14 protein-coding genes and 1 tRNA gene are annotated in these 15,498 nt (G+C 66.3%); 3 read left to right on the top strand and 12 right to left on the bottom strand.

Annotated features, from left to right (window positions below):
- Positions 1-425: 425 nt before the first annotated feature.
- The 6 genes from V3328_RS25920 to tesB all read right to left on the bottom strand — a co-directional run bounded on the left by V3328_RS25920 (position 426) and on the right by tesB (position 8,536).
- Positions 426-1,097 (bottom strand): LolA family protein, encoded by a 672-nt coding sequence (locus V3328_RS25920; protein ID WP_340332638.1) that lies wholly within the window; start codon positions 1,095-1,097, stop codon positions 426-428.
- Between the two features lie 87 nt (positions 1,098-1,184).
- Entirely contained in the window at positions 1,185-3,794 is a 2,610-nt protein-coding gene (locus V3328_RS25915; protein WP_340332637.1) for an FtsK/SpoIIIE family DNA translocase, read from the bottom strand.
- Positions 3,795-3,995: 201 nt separating this feature from the next.
- Positions 3,996-5,297 carry an ammonium transporter gene (locus V3328_RS25910; protein WP_378758846.1) on the bottom strand — a complete coding sequence of 434 codons (1,302 nt, stop codon included), beginning with the start codon at positions 5,295-5,297 and terminating at the stop codon, positions 3,996-3,998.
- A 313-nt stretch (positions 5,298-5,610) separates the two neighbouring features.
- Complete coding sequence (locus tag V3328_RS25905; RefSeq protein WP_340332636.1) at positions 5,611-6,966, bottom strand: ammonium transporter; 1,356 nt, start codon at positions 6,964-6,966, stop codon at positions 5,611-5,613.
- A 46-nt stretch (positions 6,967-7,012) separates the two neighbouring features.
- A complete protein-coding gene (locus V3328_RS25900) occupies positions 7,013-7,351 on the bottom strand; it encodes a P-II family nitrogen regulator (RefSeq protein ID WP_340332635.1) in 339 nt (112 codons plus the stop codon).
- Positions 7,352-7,660: 309 nt separating this feature from the next.
- On the bottom strand, positions 7,661-8,536 hold the full coding sequence (gene tesB / locus V3328_RS25895) for an acyl-CoA thioesterase II (RefSeq protein ID WP_340332634.1): 876 nt from the start codon (positions 8,534-8,536) through the stop codon (positions 7,661-7,663).
- A 114-nt stretch (positions 8,537-8,650) separates the two neighbouring features.
- On the opposite strand from tesB, the gene V3328_RS25890 reads away from it, so the two are divergent.
- The gene (locus V3328_RS25890; protein ID WP_378758845.1) at positions 8,651-9,886 is read left to right on the top strand and encodes an FAD-dependent monooxygenase; all 1,236 of its coding nucleotides are present in this window, start codon (positions 8,651-8,653) and stop codon (positions 9,884-9,886) included.
- Positions 9,887-9,945: 59 nt separating this feature from the next.
- Here V3328_RS25890 and V3328_RS25885 read toward each other — a convergent pair whose 3' ends face one another.
- The 6 genes from V3328_RS25885 to V3328_RS25860 all read right to left on the bottom strand — a co-directional run bounded on the left by V3328_RS25885 (position 9,946) and on the right by V3328_RS25860 (position 13,946).
- Positions 9,946-10,416 (bottom strand): hypothetical protein, encoded by a 471-nt coding sequence (locus tag V3328_RS25885; RefSeq protein WP_340332633.1) that lies wholly within the window; start codon positions 10,414-10,416, stop codon positions 9,946-9,948.
- 282 nt (positions 10,417-10,698) lie between these two features.
- Entirely contained in the window at positions 10,699-11,118 is a 420-nt protein-coding gene (locus V3328_RS25880; protein WP_340332632.1) for a hypothetical protein, read from the bottom strand.
- A gap of 246 nt (positions 11,119-11,364) precedes the next feature.
- Positions 11,365-11,586, bottom strand: a complete 222-nt coding sequence (locus V3328_RS25875) for a Trm112 family protein (protein WP_340332631.1) — start codon at positions 11,584-11,586, stop codon at positions 11,365-11,367.
- A gap of 49 nt (positions 11,587-11,635) precedes the next feature.
- A complete protein-coding gene (locus tag V3328_RS25870) occupies positions 11,636-12,313 on the bottom strand; it encodes an LON peptidase substrate-binding domain-containing protein (protein WP_340332630.1) in 678 nt (225 codons plus the stop codon).
- 23 nt (positions 12,314-12,336) lie between these two features.
- Complete coding sequence (gene trxA / locus V3328_RS25865) at positions 12,337-13,272, bottom strand: thioredoxin (RefSeq protein WP_340332629.1); 936 nt, start codon at positions 13,270-13,272, stop codon at positions 12,337-12,339.
- 170 nt (positions 13,273-13,442) lie between these two features.
- On the bottom strand, positions 13,443-13,946 hold the full coding sequence (locus tag V3328_RS25860) for a prolyl-tRNA synthetase associated domain-containing protein (protein ID WP_340332628.1): 504 nt from the start codon (positions 13,944-13,946) through the stop codon (positions 13,443-13,445).
- 214 nt (positions 13,947-14,160) lie between these two features.
- On the opposite strand from V3328_RS25860, the gene V3328_RS25855 reads away from it, so the two are divergent.
- Both V3328_RS25855 and V3328_RS25850 read left to right on the top strand, forming a co-directional pair.
- Positions 14,161-14,235 (top strand) — tRNA-Gly (locus V3328_RS25855).
- A gap of 187 nt (positions 14,236-14,422) precedes the next feature.
- Positions 14,423-15,385, top strand: coding sequence for a homocysteine S-methyltransferase family protein (locus V3328_RS25850; RefSeq protein ID WP_340332627.1), 963 nt, complete (start codon positions 14,423-14,425; stop codon positions 15,383-15,385).
- Positions 15,386-15,498 lie beyond the last annotated feature (113 nt).

The raw sequence follows: 15,498 nt of genomic DNA, 5'->3' as shown, positions 1-15,498 counted from the left end.
GGACCGCCTTTATCGCGCGGACGGGCCGAAGACAACCGGCCGCTTCCGGGCCTGGACACCTGGGGCCCGGGAGGACAGAGACCGGGCCAAAAAACAATGCGCCCGGCTCCGGGGGAAGGAACCGGGCGCTGTCCGCGCAAATTGCGGGGTGCCGGGAGGGAAGACCGGCACCAGCGGCTGGCACTCTTCGGCGAGACGGGGGCGTTACCGAAAACACGAGCGTCGCCGCTACTGACGAAAATCTGGGATTGCGAAGGCCCCGTTTCAAGAGTTGCCGGATCGAACACCGAATTGTGATGGCATCGGCCAGCCGATGCTTGCACGGCCCCGATCCGGCGAAGTCCACTTTCCGGATACGACTTCGACCGGAATGCGGTTTATTGACCGTTTGCCGTCCGGACCGAAGGATCGGCCCCCGAACTGCTTCAGCGCATGTTGCCGCCGCCGACGTCGAGGATGCGATGCTCGATGATCCGGAACTTCGAGGGATCGATCGGCTGGCCCGCGACGGTGTTTTCAAGGGCGACGGTCGTATCGAGGCCCTGGACGTCGGTTACGGTCCAGCGGGTCAGGCGGTTCTGGACCGGATCGAACATCAACGTCAGGGTGCCTGGCGCTTCGCCGGTGGTTTCCTCGATCGAGACGGTGACGAGTTCGGTCTCGGGATAGACGGCCAGGATCTTGGCATCGCGCATCAGATTGACGTTGTCCGACAGGATCATCTTCAGCGGCGTGGTGATCAGGGGGTATTTTTCCGTCGTCTTCAGCTTCTTGTCCTGGACGGCGACCCAGCGGCCGTCGGACACGATCTGAAGCTGGGCGGGGGGTGCATATTCGAAGCGCATCCGGCCCGGCTTCTCAATGAAGAACTGGCCCTGGGTTATGTTGCCGTCCGGCGCAGTCTGAACGAATTCGCCCTGCAAGGTCGTGATGTTGCTGAGATAAGCGCTGACCTGGTCCACCGCGGCGACCTGGGCGATGGTCAGGTCGGTCGCCTCGGTGCGGGCCGACAGGGCGCCGGGGAGGATCAGCGCGCCGGGCACAGTCGCGATACCTGTCGCGACGGCGGCGATCATCAGTTTGCGGACGAATGCCATGATATTCCAACTCCATCTGTCCATGCGGACGTCGATTGCCGCGGACGCAAACACTGCGATGTGGCGAAAGCGCGACGCCGTTTCCGCCTAGCCGTCGTCGCCCTCGCCCATGAGGATCTCGCGTTGCCCCTTCGAGTTGGGCGCCGAGATGATGCCTTCCTGCTCCATCCGCTCGATCAGCGTGGCCGCGCGATTGTACCCGATCTGCAGCCGGCGCTGCACGTAGCTGGTCGACACCTTCTTGTCGCGCAGCACCACCTGCACGGCCTTGGTGAACAGATCGTCGCCCTCGCCGCCGGATACAAGGCCCGGCATCTCGAAGCCGCCGTCTTCCGACTCCTCGGTGATCTCTTCCAGATAGTCGGGCGTCCCCTGCGCCTTCAGGAAGGAAATGACGTCCTCGACTTCTTCGTCCGAGCAGAACGGACCATGGACGCGGGTGATGCGGCCGCCGCCCATCATGTAGAGCATGTCGCCCTGGCCGAGCAGCTGTTCGGCGCCCTGTTCCCCCAGGATCGTCCGGCTGTCGATCTTCGAGGTGACCTGGAAGGAGATCCGGGTGGGGAAATTCGCCTTGATGGTGCCGGTTATGACGTCGACCGACGGGCGCTGGGTGGCGGTGATCAGGTGGATGCCGGCGGCGCGCGCCATCTGCGCGAGCCTCTGGACGGCGCCTTCGATGTCCTTGCCGGCCACCATCATCAGGTCAGCCATCTCGTCGATGATGACGACGATGAACGGCATAGGCGAAAGGTCCATCTCCTCCTGTTCGTAGACCGGCTCCCCGGTTTCGCGGTCGAAGCCGGTCTGCACGGTACGCACGACGGTCTCGTTCTTGCGGTTCGCTTCGGCGACGCGGGCGTTGTAGCCGTCGATGTTGCGCACGCCGAGCTTGGACATCTTGCGGTACCGGTCCTCCATCTCGCGGACCGTCCATTTCAGCGCGACCACGGCCTTGCGGGGGTCGGTGACGACCGGGGACAGAAGATGCGGAATGCCGTCATAGACCGACAGCTCCAGCATTTTCGGGTCGATCATGATCAGCTTGCAGACGTCGGGACCCAGCCGGTAGAGCAGCGACAGGATCATCGTGTTGACGGCGACCGACTTGCCGGAGCCGGTCGTGCCGGCAATCAGCAGATGCGGCATCCGGGCGAGATCGGCGATGACGGGCTCGCCGCCGATGGTCTTGCCCAGACAGAGCGCCAGTTTCGACTTGGACTTCTCGAAGTTTTCCGACGCCAGAAGCTCGCGCAGGTACACCGTCTCGCGAAACGAGTTCGGCAGCTCGATGCCGATGACGTTCCGGCCGGGGACGACGGCGACGCGGGCGGATATCGCGCTCATCGAGCGGGCGATGTCGTCGGCCAGGCCGATGACACGGGAGGACTTGGTGCCGGGCGCCGGCTCCAGTTCGTAGAGCGTGACGACGGGTCCGGGCCTGACGTTGATGATCTCGCCCTTGACGCCGAAATCATCGAGGACGTTCTCGAGCAGGCGCGCGTTCTGCTCCAGCCCCTCCATGTCGCTGGCGGAGTTCTTGCGGGTCTGCTTCGGTTCGGCGAGCAGGCGCAGAGGCGGAAGCTCGTAGCCTCTGTTGGGCAGCAGCGAAGGCTGTGCCTCCTTGGAGGCGCGGCGGCCCTGCTTGAGGCGCGCCTTGGCCGGCGTGATACGCGGGGCGGCCGTCTCTTCCCAGTCGTCCGGCCCCGTCTCACCCGGCCCCGTCTCACCCGGTCCGGTCTCCTCCGGCCAGTCGTCGCCGGCCCAGTCGTCGTCCTGCGCGGCGTCCTCGGGCGACGGGCCGGACCAGCGCCTGTCGCCGTCGAAGCTTGGTTCGACCCGGCCGGTGACCGGCACCGCGACCAGCGGCTCGTCCTCGACCAGCCGCCTCCACACGGACTGGGCAAGCGAGCCACGCGCGCGGGGCGTTGCCGACGTTCCCGGTCGAATGCGGCGGCGCATCCGCGCCTTGAAGCTCAGCCAGCCGTGCTGCAGGGCGCCGATGCGATGGCCACCCTGCTCTTCGTCGATGTCCTCGTCGGCTTCGCCGCCGGCGTCCCGCTCGTTCTGGTCTTCGTCATCCCACTCGCTGCCGGTTTCCTCCCGGCGCCGGCGACGCAGCAACGGCAGGGGAAGATCGGAGGCGTAGGAGAGCAGCAGGAACGCGCCGAGCCCCGCCATCAGGCCGGCCGGCAGCGCGGCAAGGCCGCCGAATATAGGCGAGAACAGGAAGCCCGACACGTAGAGTTGCGCATCACCGATCAGACCGCCCAGGCCGGAGGGAAGCGGCCAGCCGGACGGCGCCGGCAGGGCCGCGAAGAAGGCGCACGCAAAGGCGCTACCGGCGAGCCAGGACAGCAGGCGCCGGCCGACGGCGGCGACCGGGCGGTCGGCTATCAGCCGCACCGCCCAGACGCCAACCGGGATCAACATGGCGCCGGACGCCAGCCCCAGCATCTGCATCATCAGGTCGGCCACCGCGGCGCCAGGAAAGCCGAGAAGGTTGGTCGGAACCGATTCGGTTGCGTGGCTGAGCGAGGGATCCTGGACCGACCACGTCGCCAGACTGGCCACGATACCAGCGACGATCGCCAGGATCGCCAGGCCTGTGGCCTGCGTCGACAGGCGCTCTGCACCTTCACGGAGGCGCTCCGTCAGGCTCGAATCATCGTGGAATTGCGATCCGGTCGCGCTCATCGGGTCCAGGCATCAAGAAGCGTCGGCTTCATACGCGCGCGTACGCCGGCAGGCGAGGCGAACGTCGAGGCCTCAGACGCTATGCGGACCGGGTTAAGAGGCCATTAACCTTCCGCGCAGGAGTCGACGATACCCGGGAAAAGATGGTGAAGAACGGCCGGTCCCGCCGCGGCGCGGGACCGGCATGCCCCTCAGCTGGACCTAATGGATGGTCTCGCCGTGCAGATTGACGTCGAGGCCCTCGATCTCGACGTCGCGCGACACCCGGATGCCGATGGTCAGATCGAGCACCTTGAGGATGACGAAGGCGCCGATGGCCGACCAGATCACGGTGGCGACGATGCCGACGATCTGGGTCCACAGCTGCCCGGGATTTCCGGACAGCAATCCGGCCGCGCCACCGATTTCCGGGGCCGCGAAGACGCCCGTGAGTATTGCCCCGACGATGCCGCCGACGCCGTGGATGCCGAACACGTCGAGGGCATCGTCGTATCTCAGGACCGATTTCACCCAGGTGACCATCCAGAAGCAGACAAGGCCGGCGGCGAGGCCGATCCACAGCGCGCCGGTGGGCGTCACGAAGCCCGACGCCGGCGTGATCGCAACGAGCCCCGCGACAGCGCCCGAAATGATCCCGAGCACGCTCGGCTTGCCGCGCAGCACCCATTCGGCGAACATCCAGGCGAGCGCTGCCATTGCCGTGGCGATCTGCGTGACCGCAAGCGCCATGCCGGCCAAGCCGTTGGCCGCCAAGGCCGAGCCCGCGTTGAAGCCGAACCAGCCGACCCACAGGAGCGAGGCGCCGATCACCGAGTAGACGAGGTTGTGCGGCGCCATGTTGTCGGTGCCGTAGCCCGTCCGCCGTCCGATGACGAGCGCGGCGACCAGCCCGGCGATGCCGGAATTGATGTGGACGACGGTACCGCCGGCGAAGTCGAGCACACCGTCGTCGGCCAGGAAGCCGCCGCCCCACACCCAGTGCGCGACGGGGCAGTAGACGACGATCAGCCAGAGCGCCATGAACCAGAGCATCGCGGAAAACTTCATCCGGTCGGCGAACGCGCCGCAGATCAGCGCCGGCGTGATGATCGCGAAGGTCGCCTGGAACATCACGAACAGGATCTCTGGAATCGTGCCCGTCACCGAATCGGTGCCGATTCCGGCCAGGAAGAAGCGGCCGGAGCCCCCGATCCAGGCGTTGAAGGCGCCGCCGTCGGTGAACGCGATCGAATAGCCGGCGACCATCCACAGGATGGTGACGAGGCAGCACACGGCAAAACTCTGCATCACCGTGGCCAGCACGTTCTTCTGCCGGACCATGCCCCCGTAGAACAGCGCGAGGCCGGGGATCGTCATCATCAGTACGAGCGCCGTCGAGGTCAGCATCCAGGCGGTATCGCCGCTGTCGAGCGCGTCCTGCGCGAGGGCAGGCGCGAGGGATGCGAGCCAGAGCCCGGCAGCGCAAAGGGAAACGGTCAGTCCGCGACGGCGCAGTAGCGTCATTTGATGTCCTCCAGGATCTCGCCCCGTCGCCTGAAATCACGTCGATCGACGCGGCGGAGCCGCCGGCACCTCTACAAGCGGCGTGCCAATTCCTGCGGCAAATGCATGTTATTGATTCAGTTCACCAATCAATCGCGGTTTTGCTGCAGACGATGCCGCCCGGTTGTTCAATTGCCCATAAAACCGGCACGCCGAATTGCCTGCGGAACAGGCAGGCGGCGGGCCAGGGCGTGCGCGAGCCGGCGTGGGGACAGCAAAAAGGCCCGGGCCGAAGCCCGGGCCTGAGGCGCGCACGGAGCGCGGGAGCGATGCGTCAGACGCGCTGGCTGCCGACTCCGAACTCGGGATAGGCCTCGACGCCGACTTCCACCATGTCGAGACCCAGGGCCTCTTCCTCCTCGCTGACGCGGATGCCGACCACCGCCTTGAGGATCGCCCAGACGATGCCCGAGGCGATGAAGGTGAACAGGCCTATGGCGACGATGCCGATCACCTGGGTGCCGATGCTGGCGTCGGAATTGGTCAGCACGACCGCCAGCGTTCCCCAGATGCCGGCGATCAGGTGGACCGGAATGGCGCCGACCACGTCGTCGATCTTCAGCTTGTCGAGCAACGGCACGGCGACCACCACGATGATGCCGCCGATGCCGCCGATGATGACGGACATCAGCAGGTTCGGCGCCAGCGGCTCGGCGGTGATCGAGACGAGACCGGCGAGGGCGCCGTTCAGCGCCATGGTGAGGTCGACCTTCTTGTAGATGATCTGGGTGAGGATCATCGCGACGACGACACCGCCGGCCGCCGCCATGTTGGTGTTGACGAAGATGCGGGCGACCGAGGAGGCGTCGGCCTCCGATCCCAGCGCCAGCTGCGAGCCGCCGTTGAAGCCGAACCAGCCGAGCCACAGGATGAACGTGCCGAGGGTGGCCAGCGGCATCGAGGATCCGGGGATCGGATGGACCCGGCCGTCGGCGGCGTACTTGCCCCTGCGCGCGCCCAGGATGAGCGCGCCGGACAGTGCCGCCCAGCCGCCGACCGAATGCACGATGGTCGAGCCGGCGAAGTCGGAGAAGCCCATCTCGGCGAGCCAGCCGCCGCCCCACTGCCAGGCGCCGGTGATCGGGTAGAAGAAGCCCGTCAGGACGACCGTGAAGATGAGGAACGGCCACAGCTTGATGCGCTCGGCGAGCGTGCCGGAGACGATCGAGGCGGTGGTCGCGCAGAACACCAGCTGGAAGAAGAAGTCCGACGCAGCGGCGTAGTCGCCCGCATCGGCATCGGGCGCCGGCATCATCTTCGGCGTGAACGAACCGAGAAAGCCGCCGTCGACCCCGTCATACATCAGGTTGTAGCCGACGATCCAGAACATGATCGTGGCGACCGAGTACAGCGCGATGTTCTTCAGGCACTGCATGGAGACGTTTTTGGTGCGCACCATGCCGGCTTCCAGCATGGCGAAGCCGGCCGCCATGAACATCACGAGGAAGCCGGTGACGAGGAACAGCAGGGTGTTGAAGACGTAGACGGACTCGGCCGGCACGCCGCCGCCCGTCGCCTCGACGACCTCTTCGGTCGCTTCCGCCGCGTCCTGGGCGAGGCCCGGTTCAACGAGGATGGCAGCAAGCGCCGCGCCCCCGGCAATGGTGAGGAGTAGCTTTCGCAGGTTCATCGGATCTGGTTCCCTGAACAGTCTGGTTTTGCGGGGATGCGCGCGCCTAGAGGGCGTCCGCGTCGGTTTCGCCGGTCCGGATACGCACCGCGCGGTCGATTCCGTGGACGAAGATCTTGCCGTCGCCGATCTGGCCGGTGCGCGCGGCCCCGGAGATGGCTTCGACGACCCTGTCGACCTGATCGGCCGCCACGACGACCTCGATCTTCAGCTTCGGCAGGAAGCTGACGGCGTATTCGGCGCCGCGATAGATCTCGGTGTGCCCCTTCTGGCGCCCGTATCCCTTCACCTCGGTCACCGTCAGCCCCTGCACCCCAATGGCGGTGAGGGCCTCACGGACGTCATCGAGCTTGAAGGGCTTGATGATGGCCATAACGATTTTCATGTCGGCTCCCTGTCCTGTTCCGACCCATCGTCCAGGCGTCAGCGCCTCGGACGTTCGATACGAGACGGCGCCCGTCAGTCCCCCGGCCCAATGGCCCCCAGGACGGCGCAGGCAGGCCTCGCTGGACGGTTGAACAACAAAAGCCGTGCCAACTGCCGGAACCGTCAGCAAGTCATTGAATCTGTTTGGTTTCAGGAATCGGAACGGGAATCCGGCGTGGCAACCGGAAGCGGAAATGCTCAATATTTATGCAATGCCCGGTGGGCGCCGTATTATTGGGCAATCCGCCTATTCGCGCTGCGAACCGGCTTAGTCCTTGCGCCCTTCGCGGCTGATCGGCCGGATCAGCCCCTCCTGCGCGGTGGAGGCGACCAGCGTTCCCTGGCGGGTGTAGATCAGGCCGCGATTGAAGCCGCGCGCGCCCTGCGTGGACGGGCTGTCCTCCACGTAGAGCAGCCACTCGTCGCAGCGGAACGGGCGATGGAACCACATCGCGTGGTCGAGACTGGCGACCATGATGTCGCGCTCGAAGACGCTGCGGCCGTGTGCGATCAGCGAGGTGTCGAGCAGCGTCATGTCGGAGGCGTAGGCCAGCGCGCAGCGCTGGATTTCCGGCGAATCGGGCAGCGGCGCCGAGGCGCGGAACCAGATGTGCTGGTAGGGCACCTTCTTCGGATTGCCGGCATAGCGGGACAGGTCGACCGGCCGGAACTCGATCGGCCGCTCGCGTTCCCAGTACTTGCGGATCGCGGAGGGGATCTTGTCGGGAAACTGCGCCACGAAGCTGCCGACGTCCGGCAGATCCTCCGGATCGGGAATGTCCGGCATCTCGAACTGATGCTCCAGACCGGATTCCTCGATGTGGAAGGAACAGGACATGGAGAAGATCGCCTTGCCGTGCTGGATGGCAACGACGCGACGGGTCGTGAAGCTGCCGCCGTCGCGGATACGCTCGACCTCGTAGATGATCGGGACCTTCGGGTCGCCGCCGAGCATGAAATAGCCGTGCAGCGAATGGACGTGCCGGTCCGCCACCGTGCGCGAGGCCGCTACCAGCGCCTGGCCGATCACCTGTCCGCCGTATACCCGCTGCCAGCCGTCCTGCGGGCTGCGACCACGGAACAGGTTGTCTTCGAGTTGTTCCAGATCGAGTATCGAGATCAGGTTTTCGATTGCATCGGACATGCGAGCGTGCCCCGTTGGGATGCGCGAAACTGACGGCGCTGCCGCAACCAAGTCAAGGGGCCGACCGGGCGTACACCGCCCCGGCGTCGCCGGACCGGCCGGAACAGGGCGAAAATGACAATGGCAAACGGCGCAAGAACGACCAGCCACGACGTTACCATCGCCGGCGCCGGCCTCGTGGGCCAGGCAATGGCGCTGGCGCTCGCCGGCGCCCGGGGGGTCGACCTGCGGGTGCGGATCGTCGACGCATCGCCGACGCCCCGTCCGCCGGGCGACATACGGACCTACGCCATCGCCGCCTCGACGGTGCGGATGCTGGAGGAACTCGGCGTCTGGGCCCGGCTGAAGGACAAGGCCGAGGCCTGCAGCGCGATGCGTATTTCCGACAGCAAGCTCGCCGAGGTCGTTCGTCCCGTGTTCCTGACGATTGCCGGCACGTCGCGAGCCGGCGAGCCCTTCGCCCATTTCGTCGACGGCCGGGATCTGCAGGCTGCCGTATCCGCCGCGTGCGACGAGGCGGGGATCACTGTGGAGCACGGCGCCGTTGTCGAAACCGTGGGGGCCGACACCTACGGCATTCGAATCGGCGGCGAAACGGTCCCGTCGCGACTTCTGATCGGCGCGGACGGGGCGAGATCCGCGGTGCGCAGGCGGGCCGGCATTAAGACGGTTGGATGGTCCTACGGTCAGGCCTCGATCATCACGATCGTCGGTCATGACGTTGCCCATGACGGCGCGGCCACCCAGCATTTCCTGCCCGGCGGGCCATTCGCCCTGCTGCCGTTGCCGGGAAACCGCAGCGGCGTCGTCTGGACGGAGCCGGCAGCCCGGGCGGAGCGGCTTGTGGCGCTTCCTTCAAAGGACTTCGCGCGGGAACTCGCCCTGCGCGCCGGTCCGGAGATCGGCGACATCACGGTGCTGGAGGCGCCGCGGGTCTATCCGCTCGAACTTGCGCTGGCCCGCACTTTCGTCGCACCACGCATAGCGCTGGTCGGCGATGCCGCGCACCGGCTGCATCCCCTGGCGGGTCTCGGACTCAATCTAGGCCTCCGCGACGCGGCCGCCCTCGCACAGGTCGTCGTGGACGCGGCGCGCCGCGGCGAGGATTTCGGCTCGCTCGCCGTGCTGGAGCGATACCAGCGCTGGCGCCGGTTCGACACGGTTCAGGTGGCGACCGCCACGGAGGCGATGAACCGGTTGTTTTCGAACGACTTCGGCCCGCTGCGCGCGGTGCGCGACATCGGTCTCGGCCTAGTCGACCGGATCGTCCCATTGAAGAAGCTGTTCGTGGCCGAGGCCGCCGGCGACGCGGGTCCGGCGCCGCGCCTGCTGCGCGGCGAGCCGGTCTAGGAAGGCGTGCCGGTCTGGGAAGGCAGGGCCCGCAGCGGACGCCGCGGGCCCGCGCGCCCTCAGGGGCGCTTGGTCAGGCTTCCCTCGAACGACATCGTGCAGCCGACGTAGTCGCCGTAGTTCCTGATCACGCCGGTGATGTAGACCGACGGCGTCGACGGCTTCAGCCTGGCGGGCGACTGCTTCAGCTTCAGCCGCGGGGTGTTCTCGAACGCCCAGACGGATGCCGACATGCCGCCGCCCTGGACGGGCTTGTACGACTTCGTGAAATTGCCAGTGCGCCGGTAGGATGTCGCGAAGAACAGCGGATGAAAGAAGCTGATCCGGGAATCCGGGCCATTGTCGCCGAGGCCCTTCGGACGGTAGCGGACATTGACGTATTCGCGGTCCTGATATCCATCCTCGGCACAGGCCGGAGTTTCGGCGGTGAGATAGACGCCACCCCGCCATTCCTCGGTCGCCGCGCTCGCCGGCGAAGCCAGCAGGACGGCACCGACCGCGCCAAGAAAAGCAGTTCGAATTGCAAACATCGGAATCTCCAAGGAAAGGACAGCCGGGTCACTTGGCCCGTCAGCTGTCCCTGGTTGTTGCCTCGTAATGGCTGGATGGCTCGAAGAGCCGGATGAAGTGCTGCTCGTCGAAGCGGATCCGACTCGGCACGGAGGGACCATAGTTGACCCGTTGGTCAAAGCCAAACGTTGGCGGGGTCGCCCCGCGCGGCGGCTGGAAGACCCGTCGCGACGGCCGCACCATGGAATGATCGGCAGGCCTGCTCCGCGGCGCGGGTCGCAGCGGAGCGGTCGGAGAAGCGTTCAGGGACGCCTGGTGAGGTTGACCTCGAAGGCCATCGTGCAGTCGGGAGTACCGCCGTAGTTGCGGATCTGTCCCGAAAGCTCCACCGAAGGGGTCGAGTCCGTGAGCTTCGAGGGCTTCTGCGTCAACTTCATGGTGGTTTCGAACAGGAAGGTGCCGGCCGACGTGCCGCCACCCTGCACCGGCTTGAACGACTTGGCGAAATTGCCGTTGATGGCATAGCTCGTGGCGAAGAACAGCGGATGGAAGAAGCCGATGCGCGACTGGCTGCCGTTCGATCCGAACCCTTTCGGCCGATAGCGTACCGACACGTACTCGTGCTCCTTGTAGCCGTCGTCCAGGCAGGCCTGCGTCAGCGAGGACAAGAAGCCGCCACCCCGCCATTCGACCTGCTGCGCCTTTGCCGGCGCCGCCAGCAACAATCCTCCAAACGCCAATGCAATAAAGGTCTTAACTCGGAGCATCTGCTTCCTCACAGGGGATATCGTCCGGTTGCACTGACGGTGCCCGGGCCGGTTCGTGGTTTCGATTTTTCGGTGTTGTGCGCGCGGGCCTAGATGCGCGCCTGGACTCCTGACAATCGAGTGCCGGGACAGATAGATCGGCCCGCCGAATGCCGCAACAAGGAATTTACCCCGCGCAAGGGACGGGAAGTCCGTCAGGGCTCAGCCGCGGGATCCGGAGGTCGACAGATCCTCGTCACTGAGCGGCCGGGCTTCCTCGGGCAGCATGATCGGAATCCCGTCGCGGATCGGATAGGCGACACGGGCGGCGCGGCTGACCAGTTCCTGACGATCGGAATCGTATTCCAGAACCGTCTTCGTCAGCGGACAGACGAGGATTTCCAGAAGCTTCGGATCGATGCTCCCGCGCGTCGGTATGCTCATCGTCTGTGGCGACCTCCTGATTGAATCGCAGCCTTGTCGAATGTCCCGCCTACTGCAGAGACGGCCCGAAATCGTCGCTGTCGCGCGCCAACGCCATCTCGGTCACGGCAATCAGCACTTCGGCGCGCGTATTGAGGTCGTCTGCTTCCAGCAGCGCCTGCTTCTCGCGCGGTCCGTAGGGACTCAGCATCGACAGGGCGTTCACCAGCGTTTCGTTGGAGGCCCGATTGACGGACTCCCAGTCGGTCTCCATGTCGTTGGCATCCAGAAACGCACGGAAGGTGGCGAGCAGCTTTTGCCGGTCGACGGCGTCCTCCCCATAGCTCGCGGTAAAGTCCTCCCCAAAAGGCTCCGTCGTGATCCGGCACTGGCGATAGGGCGTGGTCACCTCCAGTTCCTCGACGACCCGAAACCGGGAAATGCCGGTGACCGTGATGAGATAGCGGTCATCGCCCGTTTCCTGCAGCGCGGTCACACGGCCAACGCAGCCGATGTCGGCAAGCGCCGGGACCTCGCGTTCGTCCGGCCCCTGGGCACCGATGGCGGGCTGGATGATGCCGATCATCCGGTCGCCGGCGAGCACGTCGTCGATCATCTTCAGGTAGCGCGGTTCGAAGATGTTGAGCGGCAAGTCGCCGCGGGGCAGCAGCAGGACACCGCTCAGCGGAAAGACCGGGACGATCTGCGGGAGCTCGCGCGGACCGTGGTAGGGGCGATTGATGGTCATTTACGGTTCGCCTCGGCGGTTCCTCAGGAAAACAGCACCGAGGACAGCTTGCGGCGCGCCTCGATGGTCATCGGATCGACCGGTCCCCAAGCCTCGAAGAACTGGACGAGCTGCTTGCGGGCAGCCTCGTCGTTCCAGTCGCGCTTGCGCCGGATGATCTCGACCAGATGGTTTACCGCATCCTCCCGGTCGCCGCGGGCGTTCAGCGCCAGCGCCAGATCGAAACGCGCCTGGTGGTCATTCGGATCACTCTCGAGCTGAGCGGCGAGCGTCTGGATGTCGCCGACATCGGCGGTCTGCGTGGCGAGTTCGAGCACGGCGCGGGCTCCGGCGATCACGGCGTCGCCTTCCTTCCCGGGCGGCGTCAGCGCGAGCGTCTGACGCGCCCTGTCCAGTTCGCCGGATGCGACCAGGCACCGCGTCAGCCCGCCGATCGCGGCGAGATTCGTGCGGTCCTCCTGCAGCACGGCGGCGAAGATCTCGGCCGCCCCGGCGACGTCGCCCTCGTCGAGGGCCGCCTGGGCCGATGCGAGCACATCCTCAAGCTCGGCCTCTTCGGCGCTAGGACCGGCGAGGCGGGCGATAAACTCCTTGATCTGGCTTTCCGGCAGCGCACCCATGAAGCCGTCGACCGGACGGCCGTCGACGAAGGCGAATACCGCCGGGATCGACTGGACACCCATCTGCTGCGGGATCGAGGGATGCTCGTCGATGTTCATCTTGACGAGCTTCACGGCGCCCTTTGCTTCCTGCACGGCCTTTTCCAGCAACGGCCCGAGCTGCTTGCAGGGGCCGCACCAGGGCGCCCAGAAGTCGACCAGCACCGGCTGCGTCTTCGACGCCTCGATGACGTCGGTCATGAATTCGGCCGTGCTGGTGTCCTTGATCAGGCCGCCCGGTGCACCGCCGCCGTTGGCTCCGCCGGGGGCGCCTCCGGAAACGAGGGATGAAAGATCCATGTCCTGTCGTCCTATCCAAGTGTTATCGGCACAACCTTGCCCGAAGTGTTGCCCGAGCTGTGGTGCCCGAACTGTCGGGGACCGCCTCCATTCCGGACCGGCCCGCGTGCCCGTGGTCACCACTAAGATGGGCTCCAATGCGCCGGAGTGCAAATCCGGTAATGCGCGCCTCAGGTCACGGGATCCGATACCGCGATCACCAGCGGGTCGTGGCCGGTGTCGCGGAGGAAGGCTATCAGGTCGTCGCGGCGGATGGAGGTCGTCGCATCGTTCGTGAGCGGGTGGAAATTCAGGACCGCGTGGCGCAGCAGGGCCTCGTCGAGGACGACGGTGACGCGGCCCTCGGTGTCGTTAACCGCGCCGAACGGCGTCACCGATCCGGGCCGCACGCCGAGCACCTCAATCAGCAGCTCCGGCTTGCCGAAACTCAGACGCGCCGAGCCGATCCGCTCGTGCAACCGCTTCAGATCGATGTCGGCATCCTCTTCTGCGACGACGAGCCACAGCCGGCCCTTCTTGTCCTTCATGAACAGGTTCTTGGTATGGCCGCCCTCGATCTCGCCGCGCAGTTCCTGGGAGTCGGCGACCGTGAACAGCGGCGGATGGCGCACCGTCGTGGTCTCGAAACCGAGGGATTGCAGGCGGTCGAGCAGTTGGTCGGGGGTCAGCGGCATGGCTTTGGTCCGTCACGATTTCCTCTCCGCCCGCTTCTAGAGTCCGCCACCGCATTTCTCAATGGCCCTCCCGGGGCTGTCCGGAACCGTGTACGGTCGGCATCTCTCCGCGCCGCACGGGACAGGCCGCCGACGGCGATGGGATTCCTGCCAGTTGCAATCGGTGCGACTGTTGTGCATATAAGGCGCCCGAACGCCTAACGGCGGCGCCAGAGCGGGCGTAGCTCAGGGGTAGAGCACAACCTTGCCAAGGTTGGGGTCGTGAGTTCGAATCTCATCGCCCGCTCCAGTTTTCCTCACCATTCGATCTGTCGGACGGGCCTGCCGCGCGGTGCCCGCACGTGCCGCCCGCATGAACCGGGTTGGAGCCGGATGGCGCAGAAACCGGCCTGAAACGTCGCGGACACAGAGGCGATACCGCATCCTGCTACCCGCATGGTCACGCCATGACCATGTCGACACAGGAGCGGACGCAGATGTCCAGGTATCGCGACCACCTTCCCCAGACCGACCCCCGCTCCGGCGGGGTCTTCCTTACCGACGGCGGCATCGAGACGGTGCTGATCTTCCACGAGGGGGCGGACCTTCCCTGCTTCGCCTCGTTCGTGCTGCTGGAGACCGACGAGGGGCGGGAGATGCTGCGGCGCTATTTCCGGCGATACGCCGCGCTGGCCGCGGAGCGCGGGCTCGGATTCATCCTGGAAAGCCCGACATGGCGGGCGAGCCCCGACTGGGGCCGCAAGCTCGGCTACGACGCCCACGCGCTGGCCCGCATCAACACGGCCGCGATCGATATGATGCACGAGATACGTAACGAGCACGAGACGCCGCAGAGTCGTTTCGTCATCAGCGGCTGCGTCGGTCCGCGCGGCGACGGATACGATGCCGGCGACCTGACGAGCGTCGAACAGGCGCGCGCCTACCATGCCGGGCAGGTCGGGGTCTTCGCGGCGGCCGGCGCCGACATGGTCACCGGGATCACCATGACCAACGTCCCCGAAGCGACCGGACTGGCGCTCGCCGCACGCGATGCCGCCGTGCCGTGCGCGGTCTCGTTCACGGTGGAGACCGACGGCCGGCTGCCCTCCGGCGAGGAGATCGGTGCGGCGGTCGACGCGGTGGATGCCGCGACGGAGGCGCATCCGGCCTACTACATGATCAACTGCGCCCATCCGAGCCATTTCGAGCATGCGGTCTTGCGCGGCGAGGCATGGCTGACGCGGGTGCGCGGCATCCGCGCCAACGCATCCGCCAAGAGCCATGCGGAACTGGACGATTCCGAGACGCTCGACGAGGGCGATCCGGAGGACCTGGCCGGCCGGTTGAGGGCGCTGCGCGAGGTCATGCCGAACCTCAATGTCGTCGGCGGCTGCTGCGGCACCGATCACCGCCACGTCGCGGCGATCGGCGACGCCATCGTCGCGGACCGCACGGGCTGATACCGCCGCCGATTCGCCTTCAACCTGCAGGACAAACTGCTTGTCGCCTCCCCGCGGGCGCGAAAGCCCTTCCCCCCGCACCGGCCTCCCCGCTAGGGTTGCCGGCAAGCCGC

It is taken from the genome of Microbaculum marinum (assembly GCF_037855135.1).
Classification (GTDB): domain Bacteria; phylum Pseudomonadota; class Alphaproteobacteria; order Rhizobiales; family Tepidamorphaceae; genus Microbaculum; species Microbaculum marinum.
Note: the sequence above shows the minus strand (reverse complement) of the source record. Positions and strands in the feature narration are given on the sequence as shown.